Source organism: Pedobacter sp. KBW01, from assembly GCF_003852395.1.
Lineage (GTDB): Bacteria > Bacteroidota > Bacteroidia > Sphingobacteriales > Sphingobacteriaceae > Pedobacter.
In genome coordinates this window covers 201,376-217,614 of the sequence record NZ_QAJQ01000019.1, presented here as the reverse complement: position 1 = coordinate 217,614, position 16,239 = coordinate 201,376, and the positions used below count along the sequence as shown (strand labels likewise).

Here is a 16,239-nt window from a genome sequence, read left to right as displayed (position 1 = left end):
GATTCTAGCCGTTAAAAATTATATTGAATTTTCCCGCAGATTTTACAGATTCATACGCAGATTTAAGTAGATCTGATGGCTATAATAAACCTATGTTTTTTGGTTTCAATAGTTGTTTGTTTGGCGCAAATCTGATTAGGTTTTTGATCTTTTTTCTTCTCAGCTTAGTAGAAATTACTTTGTCGGATCCGTAGGGTTCTTATCTGTATTCTTTGGGATGCATTGGTTTTTTTGACTGTCTGTTGCTTCTTAAATTTATGCTCGTATTAGCACAAATCCAGCAGGAACTATTCAGCTAAATCAATAAGAATATATTTCTTTTGTATAAAGCTCGGGGAATGGGTTGAGACGAAAACCGGCATTAAATCTGTTTAAGATTCAAGGCATGCGAGCAAATATGAAGATAATAAGCGTTGTTGCGCCCGGTAACTACAACTTGTTTTTTCGCTTTTTATAGATCGGATAAAGGAAGATAGATCCCAGGATAATGATTGCACCGATGTAAAATCCACCGGTCATCTGTTCCTTATTCTGAAAGAAAATGAAGGCCAATAAGATTCCGTAAACAGGTTCTAAATTGGTAATTAATGCAACCCTGAAAGCCGATAAAGTGCGCATTACCGATACGCCAGCTACATAGGCAACCGAGGTGCAAAGTGTACCTAAAAGTGCTAAATAGAACCAGTCGCTGGTGCTTAAATTAAAGTGCATACTCAACAACGATCCGTCGTACAAACGGTATAAAGTGATCCAGAAAAGGCCGCCAAGCAATTCGTAAAAACCAATAATTGAAGGCTCGCTTTTTTGAACCAGCGTTGAATTGATGATCGAAAAAAGACTCGAGGCTACTGCTGCAAGTAATCCGAAAATAATGCCTAAAGTATACTGACCTTCAAATTTAAAGATCATATAGATGCCTAAAATAATCAGCAGACCGATAAAAATATCTCCTGTTTGTATCGGTTGTTTTTTAATTATCGGCTCTAAAATAGCGGTAAATAAAGTGAAGGAAGAAAGGCAAACCAAGGTTACAGAAACGGTGGAGACCTTAATGGCATGAAAGAAAAATATCCAGTGGATAGCTACAATTGCGCCGGTTAAAAAGAACTGGATAAATTGTGTTCTGGTAATTTTAATGTTCTTCCTTGTGATTAAAAACCAGGCAAAAAGTGTAGCTGCTGCAATTAACACCCTGTACCAAACCATGGGGACAGCATCGATAGAAATTACTTTTCCTAATACACCTGTAAAGCCCCAAACAAAAACAGTAAGATGGAGGATGAGCAGGTTTTTTTTGGTTGCTTCCATTGTTATTTCGGTGCTTTTCTAAGCAGGTAAAAGCCTAGTAAGCCGAAAAATATAGTAGGCATAATTACCGCAGCAAAGGGAGGCAAACCACCCTTGGTAGAGAACATCTGTGTAAACTGGTTAAATACGATGTAAGCGAAGCTAATGAAGATTCCGATACCTAAAGATACTCCGACACCTCCACGCACTTTACGTGAAGATAAAGCCACGCCAATCAGGGTAAGTACAAAGGCCGAAAGTGGGTGCAGATAACGTTTATATTTTTCAAACTGCAGATCGTTCATAACGCCTGTTCCGCGAATCTTTTCTTTTCTGATCTTATCCGACAATTCTTTGGTAGTAAGATTTTGCACCACGTTATCATAGGCTGAAAAATCGTCCGGGCGCATATCCAATATCGTATCTTTAAGCTTGCCGTTGCCGTAAATCATCGTCTCTTTGAGCCCTTCAATCTTACGGATGGAGTAATTTGTTAACTGCCATTTGCGCTTAAGCGAGTCCCATTTTATATTCTCGGCAACAATCTTTTTGGTTAGTACATCGCCACTAAAATTATCCAGTGAAAAACGGTAACCTGAGTTGGTTTTGTTGTCGAAATTATCAATGTAGATATAGGTTTTATCATCCAGTTTCATGTGGATGTTGGATTTTGTTGAAGGATCGTTACGCTTTACGTATGTGTTTTCGAAGCGGTTTTTTAAGGTATTGGTATAAGGTAAAATGTAGAGATTGGATAGCAAGTTTGCCGAGAAAATGATGCTTGCTGAAACCAGATAAGGGAATAAAAAACGGTTAAAGCTTACTCCTCCACTTAATATCGGTACAATTTCTGTTTGATCGGCCATTTTAGCGGTAAAGAAGATTACTGCAATAAAATTGATCAGCGGCGAGAGCATGTTTACGTAAAAGGGGATAGATCCTGCATAATATTTAGTTAGGATACCCCAGAAACTAAGCCCGCTCTTCATAAAATCGTCCATCTTTTCAGAAAGGTCGAACACTACAATTATGATCACAAAAATGGCCAGTGTATATATAAATGTACCCAGGTATTTGCCGATAATGTACCGATCTATAATTTTAATGTTGCCTTTGATGATGTTCATTTTATAGCTTATTGCCTAATATTTTAACCATTTTGTTTTTCCACTCGTAGAATTCGCCTGCAATAATCTTCTCTCTGGCCTGTTTTACCAACCAAAGATAGAAATGCAGGTTATGTAAGGTTGCAATCTGTGCGCCCAACATTTCATTACTGTGTACCAGGTGCCTTAAATAAGCTTTGGTAGTTACCTGATCGGCATGCAGATCGCTTTCCGCATCAAGAGGAGAAAAATCGTTCTCCCATTTTTTGTTCCTGATGTTGATTATTCCATTTCTGGTAAAAAGCATGCCATTTCTTGCATTTCTGGTTGGCATTACGCAATCAAACATATCTATTCCCAGAGCAATGTTCTCTAATATGTTAATCGGAGTGCCAACGCCCATTAAATAACGTGGTTTCTCGGCTGGTAATATATTGCAAACCACTTCTGTCATGGCGTACATTTCTTCTGCAGGCTCGCCTACCGATAACCCCCCTATGGCATTGCCCTCTCGGTTCATACTGGCAATAAATTCGGCCGATTTAATCCTTAAATCTTTATATACCGAGCCCTGAACAATAGGGAAAAGTGTTTGATCAAAGCCGTATTTAGGCTGGGTATTATCAAAATGAGTACAGCAGCGCTCTAACCAGCGGTGCGTCATTTTAATAGAGTTTGCGGCGTAAGTGTAATCGCATGGATATGGAGTGCACTCATCAAAGGCCATAATGATATCGGCACCAATGGTACGCTGGATATCCATGGCATACTCGGGCGTAAAAAGGTGTTTCGAACCATCAATATGCGAATGGAAAGTAACACCTTCTTCTTTAATTTTACGTACTTTACTTAAAGAATACACCTGATAGCCACCGCTATCGGTTAAAATCGGACGGTCCCAGCCAATAAATTTATGTAAACCGCCTGCTTTTTCCAAAATATCAAGTCCTGGTCTTAAGTATAGGTGGTAGGTATTTCCAAGAATGATTTTTGCGTCAATATCATCTTTAAGTTCGCGCTGGTGTACGGCTTTAACCGTTCCGGCGGTGCCCACAGGCATAAAAATAGGGGTTTGTATTTCGCCATGGGCAGTTGTTACTGTTCCGGCCCTGGCTTTGGATAGTGGATCGTTAGCCTGTAAACTAAATTTCATAATGTATTTTTCTCGTCAAAAATCTGCCAAAAATAGCAAAAATTGAGGGCATATTTTTGTTTAATTTTTTATCAACATAAAAGTGTTTTACAGATTAAAAATGAGAAATTTGCGCCTATTTATTTTACCATCGTGATATTAACTCCGCTTGAAATTATTCTGCTCTCCATACTGGGCTTCTGCCTTTTAGTTCAGCTTTATTACGTGCTCTTTGTTCATTTAAAGCTGGCCCGGGTAAGTATAGAAGAAGTACCTTTATCGGCCAGAAAACCTATTAGTGTAATTGTTTGTGCCAGAAACGAAATTGTAAACCTAGAGCAATATCTACCTGCTTTATTGAGTCAGGATTACCCTGAATTTGAAGTGGTTGTGGTTAACGATCGTTCTTGGGATGGTACAGAAGAGTTTTTAGAAGCTTTTGAAAAGAAGCACCGTAACCTTAAAATAGTTAAGATTTTAGATAACGATAAGTTTATTGCCGGTAAGAAATTTGCCGTTACCATGGGAATAAAAGCAGCCAAATACGATTGGTTGGTGTTTACTGATGCGGATTGCATCCCGGCATCGAACCATTGGTTAATGGACATGCAGCAGCCTGCTGATGAACAAACGGAAATTGTACTGGGCTATTCGCCTTATATGAAAAGGAGAAGCCTTTTAAATGCGCTGATTCGTTTCGAAACCTTTTTTACGGCAGTTAATTACCTGTCTTTCGCCATTAAGGGGATGCCGTATATGGGCGTTGGGCGTAATATGGCGTATAAAAAATCCCTTTTTTTTAAGCATAAAGGCTTTGCTGCGCATATGCACATTCCATCGGGCGACGATGATTTGTTTGTAAACGCACATGCCAATGCTTATAATACGGAGGTGCGTTTGCATTCCGATAGCCATGTTTGGAGCGAACCAAATAAAACCTGGGCAGGTTACCTTCGTCAAAAGAAACGCCATTTCGGTGCCGGAAAGCTCTATAAACCGAAGCACAAGTTTATTTTAACCGTTCAGATCGTATTCCAGTTTTTGTTTTATGCTTTTTTTGCGGCTTGCATGTTTTTAAGTCGTGAAGCACAATATGTAGCCGCAGGTATTTTTGTGTTAAGCATCGTCATCAGGTGTTTTATTTATCCAAAACTACTTAAACGGTTAAACTATGGCGATTTGCGTTGGTGGTTCCCGATTTTAGATATACTTTTGTTTCTGTTTTTAATCCTGAATGGGTTTTTATCCATGTTCGGGAAGAAAAAAGTAAATTGGAAATAGTTCATAATCCTTTAGTAATTGCAATATGTCTGATGTAAAGCCAGAAATCATTTTAAAATATTTTCCTGATCTAACAGCAAAACAGTTAGCGCAATTTTCGCAATTGTTTGATTTATATAGTTTTTGGAATGCACAGATCAATGTAATTTCGCGAAAAGATATTGAAGAATTGTACGAGCGCCATGTGCTCCACTCATTGGGCATAGCCAAAATTTGCACTTTTAAAGCTGGCGAATCGGTACTGGACGTAGGTACAGGAGGCGGTTTCCCGGGTATTCCCCTGGCTATTTTATTCCCTGAAACCCAATTTTATCTGGTCGATTCGATAGGTAAAAAAATTAAGGTAGTTAAAGAAGTAGCAGCAGCATTGGGCCTGGAAAACCTGCGTGCCGATCATTTAAGAGCCGAACAGGTGAAAGAAAAGTTTAATTTCGTGGTTTCGAGGGCGGTTACCCGTTTAGGCGAATTTTATCCCTGGATACAAGGCAAGTTTAAAAAAGAATCGGTTAATGCAATTCCAAACGGCATCTTGTACCTGAAAGGGGGCGATTTGGCTGAAGAGATTAAAGAATCGAAACTGAAAGCAGAATTGTATCCGCTTTCAGCTTATTTTGAGGAAGATTTCTTTGAAACGAAATACGTGGTTTACGTATCGCAGTAGTTATTTTATTCTAACATAGCCATTTTTACCTCCAACTAACTTTCCTTCCTTTCTGAAGAGGAAAGTATATGAGTAATTTCCACTGGGAACATCTTTGGCATTCCAGTTATTTTGGTAATCTGAGGTTCTAAATATGGCTTTATTCAATGATGTGTTTAAAACGGTTAGCTCTGCAGTCGCGCCTTCTGGTATATTAACTAATAGCTTTTCATTCTTACTTTTGTCCAAATTATCCTGATATATTGTCTCTACAGCTATTGCCTTATTTTGTTGCCCTGTGGTGGTTAAATTATTCTCTTTTGTTTTAATTTCCTTTACTTCGCTATCCGATTTCACTTCCGATGCTTTATCGTAAGCTTTAATATAAACCTCCTTTAAGTTTTTATTGGACTGTGGAGTCGCTTTGATACTTGTCGCTCCTTCTTTGGTTTGGATTGGGTAGCCCTGAACTGTTCTGCTTGCTAAAGCATCTTTATAAGCTTTTACAGTTACTTCCTGTAGTTTTTTCTTTTCGTTGTTTTCAATAAGATAGCCTTGTACGGTTTTGGTTTCTAATGCATCTTTATCACCTTTTGTGGTTAGCGCCTTTATTTTTCTATTTTCGGTTTTATCTTTTTCAAGCGGAAGTGGAGGTGGCGAAACCTTAGTTAAGTATTTTATATTTTCTCCTGTAATTTCTACTGCTCCATTTTTGCCCTTTTCTTGCCCATATTTCTTTGTTGCAGCTGATTGATCGAGGTATTTTATCGAATTCGTATTGATAACACCGTAAAAAGTGCTATTGTCTGTTACTGGCTTTCCGTTAATTACGATATATCTTTGATCTATTATAGCCGCTTTTTGGGTTTTTATGCTGTACTCATTTTTTGGATAGAAAAAAGTTTGATTATCTGGTACTGCTATTGGTGGAGGGAACTTAATTCGATCTTTTTTTAAGATGGGAGGTTGTAAAGTGAAAACTATATTTTTTCCTGTAATCTCTATTGCGCCAAATTGTCCTTTAGTTTTGCCATATTTTTCAGTTGCCTCTGCTGTCTTTAAAAAATTGATCTCAGTAGCGTCTGCAGCACCATAAAATTTGTTTTTATCTGCAATTTCCTTTCCATTAATAACTATGAGCCTTTTTTCTAAAGAAACATAATTGTTTTTACCATCTCTTTTATAAGGTGGAAAATACGTTTTACTAATGGCGGGCGGGGGCGGAATACGTTTTACTCTAGTGTTAGGCTTTTCTTGTTGAGGTGGCAATTGTACACTTGCTTTCTCAGGTAGCAAGTCCACAAATCCATAATCTTTGGTAAAAGCCATCGTAGAAATGCATAATATTCCTGCAGTAATGGGCAGTACAACTAGCAGTTTGAGCCTTGCCCAACGTGCCGATTTCTTTTGATTTAGCATGCTAATTCTCTTTTTTAATATTGATGAATTGAATATTTGGTTAGTTAAGGTTAGGTTTTGGATACCAGTTGAATTTTGGATCAAAAACATCGCATAATGATATTTTTCTACATCGCACTTAGTGGTTTCTTCATCGGCCAGATACTCGTGAATTAACTTAATGTCTTTTTTAACGAGATAAACGATTGGGTTAAACCAATTGATAATTTGGATGATTTCAAATAACAGCACATCCAGACTATGTTTTTGTTTAATGTGGACCAGTTCGTGTTTGAGTATGGTGTTTTTTTCTGCCAATTGCGGATCTAAAAAGAGGAGGTTGAAGAATGAAAAAGCTATTTTAGAATCCTTTAAATCAATTAGTTTGACTCCATTATCCAATTTAACAGATGGTAATTTGCGCATGCTGATAATTTTGGATAAGTTGAAGAGCATTTTAAACAGAAATGCAATGGTTACCAGACTATAAATTGCGATAATCGCGTTATCGATAGTGAAGATACTTGGCTGATAGGTTTCGAGTGGCATGTTTTCTGTCATTACCACCTGGCTAACAACCGTTTCCGTAGTGGATGCTGCCGTAATTTGTTCGATTACAGGTGCTTTTAAGAAACCCAGCTGAAAAAATGGAAGAAGGAAAGCCAGGATTGAGCCAAAAATTAAATAACTTCTATTTAAACCATAAAAAGTATCATGGTATAGGAACAATCTGTAAAACCCATAAAATATTACGAAGTACAGATTGGCTTCGAGTAAATAATATAGCCAGCTCATCACTTGTTATTTTTAAGTTTTTCTGCCAATTGGATAATTTCATCAAGTTCTTCGGTGCTCATACTCTTTTCTTTAACCAGAAATGAAACCAGGCTTTCGTAAGAGTTTTCGAAGTAATTATTCATCACTTTATTTAGTGCAAACCGTTTATAATCAGTTTCTTTTATAATAGGGAAGTAGATGTAGGTATTGCCAATCGCTTTATGATCTACAAAACCTTTGGTTTCTAAAACCCTGATCACTGTTGAAACTGTATTGTAAGCGGGTTTCGGTTCGTTCATCTTTTCGATTACATCTTTTACCAGGGCTTCGCCCATTTCCCAAAGGATGAGCATAATCTGTTCTTCTGCTTTTGTGAGTTCTTTTATCATAGTAACTATTTTTATAGTTCGGTTTAATGAAGTTAATACTATAAAACTAGTTTTCAAACTATTTTTATAGTATTTGTTTTAATATGTTGATTATCAGTTTAATAATTTTTAACTCAAAATAGTAAGCCATAAAAAAACCTGCCTTTTAGGGGCAGGTTTGTATTTCGTTTGTATGCAATCACTATAACTTTTTGGCTTTTGGTATAAAGCTAAAAATCGTTAATATAAAAGCACCTAAAGTGCATGCAATACCAAGTAGGGATAAATAAAAATTATCAGCATTCATATTTTTAACTATTTGATAAGATATAAAGATAATTATTGGAAAAAACACTGCTGTAATTGCGACTATTATGGGCTTTTTAGTTTTCATAGGTGATTGAATGCTTGCAGAATGATTAACAGTAGAGTTAATTTTTCATGATTATTTTATCCTTTAACAGTTGTTGTAATCCGGTTTGCGCATCAATACGTTTTACTACATCCAAAACTACACCAGCTGCTTTACTAAAAAATGCAGGTGTAATGGTGCTATACTCGTCAGTAGCTTTGTGGTAATCTTTATGGTCTTCTACACCAAAATACAGAAAGGGGATATTTTTAGCATTAAATGCACCTTGATCGCTCTGGTTAGTCCAATCGTCGTGGCCTTGTTTAGGGTTATCGTGTCCTAGGCTCACTTTGATATTGGTTCGGGTGGTATCGATATATTGCTTTAGATCGGGATATTTAAAAGTACCACATACGTACAATTCGCCTTTATCACTATGACTAATCATATCCATATTCAGGTTAATGGCAATGGTACTAATTGGAATAGGGGGATTGGCTACAAAGGCTTTTGCGCCTTGTAAACCCATTTCTTCAGCATCAAAAGCTGCGAAAATGATGGTGTTATTGGGTTTGTTTTTGGCATAGTAGGCTGCAATTTTTAGTAATCCGGCGGTACCCGATGCATTATCATCGGCACCATTGAAAACCTCATCTTTAACCACGCCCAAATGGTCGTAATGTGCCGAAACTACAATAACATTGTTACCTTTTCCGGGAATGTAACCAATAATGTTAGTGCCATTTACTTTGGTGCTGTTTCTGCTGTTAAATGTAAATTCCTGGGCGTAATTTACGTGTTGCGGATAAGATTTTAGGCCCAATTTCTGAAATCGTGCTATAATATATGCCCTGGCCATTTCTGCACCTTTGGTACCTGTTTTCCGGCCCTGATATGCATCCGATGAAAGCACTTCAACATCTTTTAACAATTGGGTATCGAGCTTTTCGTTACTGGCTGTACTTTGGTTCTTTACTGATGAACAGCAGCTTAGCATCATGGCTAAGGGAATAATATAGAGGATTTTCATGAATAATAAGTGTTGCTGTCATTGCTTTTTGCCTCACAACGACGTATTGTTTAAATTTTTCTAAAGATATTAATTATTGGCGTATAGAAAGGAAAACGTTGTTAAAAGCACTGTATTGCGTTTATAAACCTGATGGCAAAGGCAGGCCGAGCTTTTCGCGAGGCTATAGTGTACAGTAGGACTGAAGGCTGCCAAAGGCTGTCTTTTTCATTTTCAAAATGGAAAAATGCTAAAAAGATTGCTTTCCCGAAAATCAGGGCAGGTTGTCGGCAAAAAAGCCTTCTTGCAATGACGAAAAGTTGAGGCTAAGCTGCAACTTCCCTCAAATCGACTGCTACAACCCTCGAAACGCCTTGTTCGACCATGGTAACGCCATAAATAATATCGGTACTGGCAATGGTACGTTTATTATGAGATACAATGATAAACTGCGATTGATCAGAGAATTTGCGGATAATATTGTTGAATTTATCGATGTTAGTATCATCCAACGGGGCATCAACCTCGTCGAAAATACAGAATGGGGCAGGCTTTAACAGGTAAAGCGAAAACAATAAGGCTGTTGCGGTTAAGGTTTTTTCGCCACCCGATAACTGGTTGATAGATAGCGGTCTTTTGCCTTTTGGACGGGCTACAATATCAATATCTGCTTCCAGTGGGTTATGAATATCTGACAAAATCAGGTCGCAGCTGTCTTCATCGTTAAACAAAGAGCGGAAAACCACAATGAAATGCTCGCGGGCTTGCGTAAAGGCCTGCATAAATTTATCTTTTGCTGTATCATCGATCTCTTTTATGGTTTGTAAAAGATCGGTTTTGGCAGCATTGAGGTCTTTTTTCTGGGTTTGGATAAAAGTATAACGTTCTTCCATTTCTTTGAAGGCCTCCATGGCCATTGAGTTAATGGCACCAAATTCATCCAGCTGGCGTTTCATTTTTTCTACCTTCTGGCGGATTTCAAATTCACTTTCAAGCGCTTCAATAGCTGTTTCAGTCTCTAAAAGATCGTTAATATCGATGTTAAACTCTACTGCCAAACGCTCTTTTAAAGCATTCAGGTCGATTTTTAACGCATTCTTTTTATCCTTGATTTCGGTTAAGAGAAAATCGGTTTCTTCGCGGTTTTTGCGGATGTTGATTAAATTGTTCTCAACTTCGTTTATACTGCCTTTGATTTCGAAATACTCTTTTTCAGCTTCGGCAAGACCCTTTTCCATTTCTTCACGCTGCTGATACATCTCTAAAAGGGTATCGTCGTTCAGGTCGGTGTGTTGTAGCGTAGCTGTAATTTGGGTAAGCGCTTCCTGCAGTTCTTTATCGTTTTGGGCAATACGTTTGTTTAGCGCTTCTTCCTGTACAAAGCGATAATCGAGGTCTTTTTCTAAACCCGATAACTTATTTTGTTGCTGGTGAAAACGGATGTTATCCTGGTTGTATTTACCTGCGTTATCGTTTACCAGATCAGCAATCTCCTGATAGTTAAGTTGCTGCTCCTGTAGGTTAATGTGGTCCTGCTGTTGCTTTTTCTGTAGTTCTACTAATGCCGGTAGTTTTTCTGAAAGCGATTTTTCTATCGATACAATTTTCTGTGCGATATCTGTTTTACGGTTTTCGCTGGTAGTAATAAACTCCTGGTATTGATCTCGGCGTGTTTGCACAGAAATATGTTCGTTATTTAAACGGTTCATTTCCTGCTGCAAAGCATTGATTTGGTTGATTTTTGAAGCTTCTTTTAAATTGAAAATCTGATCGGTTTCTACCTTAATTGCTTCGTTATATTTGTTAATCAGCGATTCTGATGCTTTAATTTCTTTGGCTAAATTTTCTAAATTCTTGGCCCGGCCAATCCTTTTACCTTCAAATAGGCCCACCGAGCCACCTGCCAGCGTAAATTTGGTTTGCGCATATTTTCCGTTTTTGGCCAGTACAGTTAAGGTGTCGCCGGGTGTTGTTTTAAAACGGTTTTCTTGTTCGTTAACAGCGATATAAACATTTTGCAACAGCAAAGTGCAAAGGTGCTGGTATTTTTTATCTACTTCGGTAACCGATAAAGCCGATACTAAACCTTCATGTTCGGCCAGGTTAGGGTTTTTATCGGGTATGTTTTCTAAAATAAAGAAATTGGCACGGCCACGGCTAGCATCTGTAAGCAGGTTAATGGCCTGAACGGCATCTGCATACTTATCAACCACATAATGGTTCATTACCGGTTCGAGGTAGTTTTCTATCGCAATGCGGTAATCTTCGTTACAGAATAAAATATCCGATAAAAGGAGAGCCGTTTTGGCAAAAGATGTATTTTTCTTTAAAAAGCGGATCGATTCTGGGAAACCTTCCAGGCTATCAACCAGCGATTTAGTGAGGTTGTACTCGTTCTGTTTGGCGTCTTTTTTCCGGTTTTCTGCAGTAAGTTTTTCTTTATTTGAACTCAGGTTTGTTTCTGAAGTAACAAGCTGTTCCTTCAATACTTCTTCTGCTTCGGTTAGGTTTTTAATGTTAGCCTGTTTCTCTCTCACCTGTATATCAAGTTCAGCCAAAGCATGGTCGAAAGCTTTTAATTCCAGGGTTTTGGTCTCGGTATCATCAACATTTCGGTTGGTTTCCTGCACCAATGCATCTTTCTGGATGTTAAAGATATCTATTTCCTTTTGCGATTGATAGATAGTACTTTGCAGTTCATTAAGCGATTTTAAGAGATTATCGATCCGGTTTTTCTCGGTTTGCTGTTGCTCACGGAGTGTATCCAAAGTAGATTTCAAGATCTTTAAGTCCGATTCCAGCTTGTTAAAAACTTCGGTTTCGGTTAAAATTTCCTCATTTAGGCGCTTAATGTTGTATTTAATGTGGTTAACCTGGTTTTTATCTTTTTCTAGTTCGCCCGATAAACGTGTTTCTTTTTCCTGTAAAAAACGCATCTGCTCGTTTTTTACTTTTTTCTCGCTCTCGTAAGCGCGTATTTTAGAAACAAACTCATTGGTGGCTTTTTGTTGTACCGAAAGGTTTTTCTCCTGACTGATGCTACCAACTTTAAGTTTTTGTAAATCAGCCTCGCCGGTATCGATTTTGGTGCTTAGCTCGGTTCGGTTTAGTAGTTGCTGCTGCTCCTGGGTTTCGAGTGCAGCTAAATCGGTACGAAAAAAGGCAATACGGTGGGTGGCCAGCTGTACACTCAACTCGCGGTATTGTTCTTTTAGCTTATAATAACGTTCTGCTTTACGTGCCTGATTTTCGAGTGTTTTCAGGTTCTTTTCAATTTCGAAAAGTAAATCTTCTACCCGTTCTAAATCGGTTTCAGTATCTTTTAACTTATTGAAGGTCTGTCTTTTGCGTAACTTGTATTTTGAAATACCCGATGCTTCCTCGAACAGCGACCTGCGGCTGTGCTCTTTGTTGGTGATAATTTCATCCACCATTTTAAGCTCAATAATCGAGTAACTGTCCGAGCCAATTCCTGTATCCAGAAAAAGGTCGGTAATATCTTTTAACCGGCATTGCACATCGTTTAAACGGTATTCACTATCGCCGTTCCGATACAGTTTACGGGTTACGGTAACCTGCGAATAGGCTGTAGGCAGAATATTTTTGGTGTTATCGAAACTGAGCGAAACTTCGGCAAGCTGGGCCTGTTTCCGGTTTTTGGTACCATTGAAAATAATGTTCTCCATTTTCTCCGAGCGGAGTGCTTTGGTACTTTGTTCGCCCAAAACCCAGCGCATGGCATCAATTACGTTCGATTTTCCGCAACCATTAGGTCCCACAATAGCCGTAACACCCTCATTAAAGTTGATGGTTACTTTATCGCCAAAGCTCTTAAAACCTTTGATTTCTAACTTAGTAAGCTGCATGGTTGTATTCGGGAAAAACCGACCCCAATATTAAGGATAATTTTGGGCTTTCGGGTTAACAATTTAAAAAAATAAGCCATATTTGATGTTGGAATCAATTTATGGATATAGAATCTTTTTATACAGGCTATCGTACGGCACAAGGTGATAAAATTTATCTTGGAGATAAAATCAGGGGAAAGTTTTTTTATAAAATGCAGGTTCAGTACGAAAAGGAAATGCAGTCATTTGTGCTGGTTTCGCAAAATTCGCAGTCGCCTTACCGAAAATACCTTATATCTGATCTTGAAAAAATTAATGGGTTAAGCATTGTTGGTAACCAGTTGTTCTTTAAAGAGCCCAAAGTAGGGGAAAAGGTAAAAATTACTGTTGACAACAAGGGTGATGATTTTCCTTTTGGTAGTATGGTAGAAGTTACGGAGGTTGCAGATGAATGGAATATTCGGGCTAAATCTTTGGTAAACGGGCAGCTGGTGCAGCTCAAAAGCGGCGAATTTTTGGAAGATAGATCTGGATGGTAGAGGGAATGGATTTAAATTATTTTCTTAACAATTCGCATCCTTATATTGGTAACAAAAAGCGCATCTAAACTTTAGTTGTCACGTTGAACCTGTCGAAACGCCTCCAAAAGTGTTGAGGTAAGCCCTTCGACAGGCTCAGGGTGACAATTTATAGAAAACTACTTCACAATCATCAGTTTTGCAAATTTGAGTAGCAATTGCTTATTACCCAACCCTTGAAAAAATACCGTTGCCTTAACATCAGGTAGTGACCCTTCTAAACTGATTATCTTTCCAAAACCGAATTTTTCATGTTCCACTTCCATGCCGCCCTGAAATTCGTGCGGTTGCGAAGGTGCAAAACCAGCTGTGGGTACATGGGCTTTAGCCAGTAAAGTGGTGGTTTTGGGGCGTACGGGTGGGGTAGAAGTTGTTGTTCCAGCAGGTTTAGGCTTACTGAAGAAATCGCGTGGCTGCGAAGTCCAGGTTTTGCGTTCATCATCAAAACTGCCTTCAATTGAGTTAGATCTGGCTGGTTTAACATCCAATTCCAGAAACTTCGGATTAATTTCGTTGATGAAACGACTTGGCTCGCAGTTGGTTAAAGTTCCCCAACGGTAACGCGAAGTAGCATAGGTTAAGGTTAATTTTACCTCGGCCCGGGTAATGGCCACATAAAACAAACGACGTTCCTCTTCTAAATCGGTACGGTTGGTGAGCGACATTTGAGAAGGGAAAAGATTTTCTTCCAATCCCACTATAAATACGTTCTTAAACTCCAAACCTTTTGCCGAGTGAATGGTCATTAAGGAAACGCTATCCTTGTTTTTATCACCATCTTTGTCATCGTTTGTTAAAAGGGCAACATCCTGCATAAAAACTTCAAGGCCTTTTTCCTCGATATCTTCCCGTTCAGCGAATTCCTTAATACCATTTAACAATTCCTGGATGTTTTCGTAACGGCTACGGCCTTCCACGCTATCGTCGGTATATAATTCTTTTAAAATACCGGCATGTTGCGCAATAAATAAAGCTGCATCGTAAGCATCCAGCTTTTTGGCTTCGGCCTGGAAGCTTTGCACCATCGTAGCAAAATCGTTCAGCTGGTTAGCTAAACGGCCATCTACATACATGTGGGCATTAGCAATAACTTCCCACATGGTTTTGCCATGCTGATCGGCAGCTACAATGATTTTATCTACAGAGGTATCGCCAATACCGCGTTTAGGGTAGTTAATTACCCTTTTTATGGCCTCTTCATCCTTCGGATTAAAAGTTAAGCGGAAGTAGGCAATTAAATCTTTAATCTCTTTGCGCTGGTAGAAAGATTGACCACCAAATATTTTATAAGGGATGTTTAATTTACGCAAACCCTCCTCCATGGCCCTGCTTTGGGCATTGGTACGGTATAAAATGGCAAAATCACTATGCTGAAGTCCTTTACTGGTCCGTTCCTGGATAATGGCTTCGGCAACCAATTTACCTTCTTCATTGTCGGTAAAAGCACGAGAAACTTTAATGCGTTCGCCAGGTTCATTGTCAGAAAAGACATTTTTTTCGAGCTGGTTTTTGTTGTTGGCAATGATACTGCTTGCTGCATCAACAATATTTTGGGTAGAGCGGTAATTTTGCTCTAACTTATATACTTTTAAATCTGGATAATCGCGTTCGAAATTTAAGATGTTCTGGATATTTGCCCCACGGAAAGCGTAGATACTCTGTGCATCATCGCCCACAACGCAGATATTCTGATAAGCAGCAGCCAGCTTTTTCACAATGGTATACTGCGAAAAGTTGGTATCCTGGTACTCATCCACCATTAGGTACCTGAATTTTTGTTGGTATTTATTCAGCACATCCGGGTGTTCTTTAAGTAGGATATTGGTTTTGAACAATAAATCGTCGAAATCCATTGCGCCAGCCCTGAAACAACGTTTGGCATAGGTTTCGTATATCTGGCCAATTAAAGGGCGTTTATTCTGGATATCTTCGGCCTGGATCTGATCGTTAGCCTGGTATTCGCCCCAGGAGATCAGGTTATTTTTAGCAGAAGAAATACGGCTAAAAACAAAATTGGCAGCATATAATTTATCATCGAGCTGCATTTCTTTCAAAATGGCCCTAAGTACGCTTTTACTATCGTCGGTATCGTAAATGGTAAAATTGTTCGGATAACCGATTTTTTCGGCTTCAACACGTAAAATTTTGGCAAACACGGAGTGGAAGGTTCCCATCCAGATGTTTTTTGCCTCGGCACCAACAACTTTACCGATACGCTCGCGCATATCTTTACTGGCTTTGTTGGTAAAGGTTAATACCAATATATTAAACGGATCGGTACCGGTTTGGATGAGGTGGGCCACGCGGAACGTAATTACGCGGGTTTTACCAGATCCGGCACCTGCAACAATCATTACTGGTCCTTTTGTATTCTCTACTGCAGCTCTTTGCTGCGGGTTTAATCCTTCTAAATAATCCAATTCGGCTCCTATTTTTTTGAGGTTCAAAAATAAGAATTCCCTG

General features: G+C 38.7%; 12 protein-coding genes. 3 read left to right on the top strand and 9 right to left on the bottom strand.

Annotation, left to right across the window (positions count from 1 at the left end; genetic code table 11):
• Positions 1-429 precede the first annotated feature (429 nt).
• Genes DBR40_RS18845 through tgt form a run of 3 tightly spaced genes read right to left on the bottom strand, consistent with a single transcriptional unit; the run spans position 430 to position 3,546 of the window.
• Positions 430-1,308, bottom strand: a complete 879-nt coding sequence (locus DBR40_RS18845; RefSeq protein ID WP_124561288.1) for a DMT family transporter — start codon at positions 1,306-1,308, stop codon at positions 430-432.
• 2 nt (positions 1,309-1,310) lie between these two features.
• Positions 1,311-2,414 (bottom strand): LptF/LptG family permease, encoded by a 1,104-nt coding sequence (locus tag DBR40_RS18840; RefSeq protein ID WP_124561287.1) that lies wholly within the window; start codon positions 2,412-2,414, stop codon positions 1,311-1,313.
• Position 2,415: 1 nt separating this feature from the next.
• Positions 2,416-3,546 carry a tRNA guanosine(34) transglycosylase Tgt gene (gene tgt, locus DBR40_RS18835; protein ID WP_124561286.1) on the bottom strand — a complete coding sequence of 377 codons (1,131 nt, stop codon included), beginning with the start codon at positions 3,544-3,546 and terminating at the stop codon, positions 2,416-2,418.
• Positions 3,547-3,678: 132 nt separating this feature from the next.
• Between tgt and DBR40_RS18830 the strand changes: the two genes are divergently transcribed.
• Both DBR40_RS18830 and rsmG read left to right on the top strand, forming a co-directional pair.
• Complete coding sequence (locus DBR40_RS18830; protein ID WP_233603933.1) at positions 3,679-4,806, top strand: glycosyltransferase; 1,128 nt, start codon at positions 3,679-3,681, stop codon at positions 4,804-4,806.
• 25 nt (positions 4,807-4,831) lie between these two features.
• Positions 4,832-5,467 carry a 16S rRNA (guanine(527)-N(7))-methyltransferase RsmG gene (gene rsmG, locus DBR40_RS18825; RefSeq protein ID WP_124561285.1) on the top strand — a complete coding sequence of 212 codons (636 nt, stop codon included), beginning with the start codon at positions 4,832-4,834 and terminating at the stop codon, positions 5,465-5,467.
• On the opposite strand, the gene DBR40_RS18820 is transcribed toward rsmG, so the two are convergent.
• From DBR40_RS18820 to smc, 5 genes are all read right to left on the bottom strand, one after another.
• Positions 5,468-7,270, bottom strand: a complete 1,803-nt coding sequence (locus tag DBR40_RS18820) for a M56 family metallopeptidase (RefSeq protein WP_233603935.1) — start codon at positions 7,268-7,270, stop codon at positions 5,468-5,470.
• A 368-nt stretch (positions 7,271-7,638) separates the two neighbouring features.
• Complete coding sequence (locus DBR40_RS18815) at positions 7,639-8,010, bottom strand: BlaI/MecI/CopY family transcriptional regulator (protein ID WP_124561283.1); 372 nt, start codon at positions 8,008-8,010, stop codon at positions 7,639-7,641.
• A 181-nt stretch (positions 8,011-8,191) separates the two neighbouring features.
• Positions 8,192-8,383 carry a hypothetical protein gene (locus tag DBR40_RS18810; RefSeq protein ID WP_124561282.1) on the bottom strand — a complete coding sequence of 64 codons (192 nt, stop codon included), beginning with the start codon at positions 8,381-8,383 and terminating at the stop codon, positions 8,192-8,194.
• 37 nt (positions 8,384-8,420) lie between these two features.
• The gene (locus DBR40_RS18805; RefSeq protein ID WP_124561281.1) at positions 8,421-9,371 is read right to left on the bottom strand and encodes a M28 family peptidase; all 951 of its coding nucleotides are present in this window, start codon (positions 9,369-9,371) and stop codon (positions 8,421-8,423) included.
• 305 nt (positions 9,372-9,676) lie between these two features.
• Positions 9,677-13,216: a chromosome segregation protein SMC gene (gene smc / locus DBR40_RS18800; protein ID WP_124561280.1), complete on the bottom strand. Its 3,540-nt coding sequence runs from the start codon at positions 13,214-13,216 to the stop codon at positions 9,677-9,679.
• A 101-nt stretch (positions 13,217-13,317) separates the two neighbouring features.
• Here smc and DBR40_RS18795 point away from each other — a divergent pair, with 101 nt between their 5' ends.
• Entirely contained in the window at positions 13,318-13,737 is a 420-nt protein-coding gene (locus tag DBR40_RS18795; RefSeq protein WP_124561279.1) for a hypothetical protein, read from the top strand.
• A gap of 158 nt (positions 13,738-13,895) precedes the next feature.
• Here DBR40_RS18795 and DBR40_RS18790 read toward each other — a convergent pair whose 3' ends face one another.
• Complete coding sequence (locus DBR40_RS18790; RefSeq protein ID WP_124561340.1) at positions 13,896-16,196, bottom strand: ATP-dependent helicase; 2,301 nt, start codon at positions 16,194-16,196, stop codon at positions 13,896-13,898.
• Positions 16,197-16,239 lie beyond the last annotated feature (43 nt).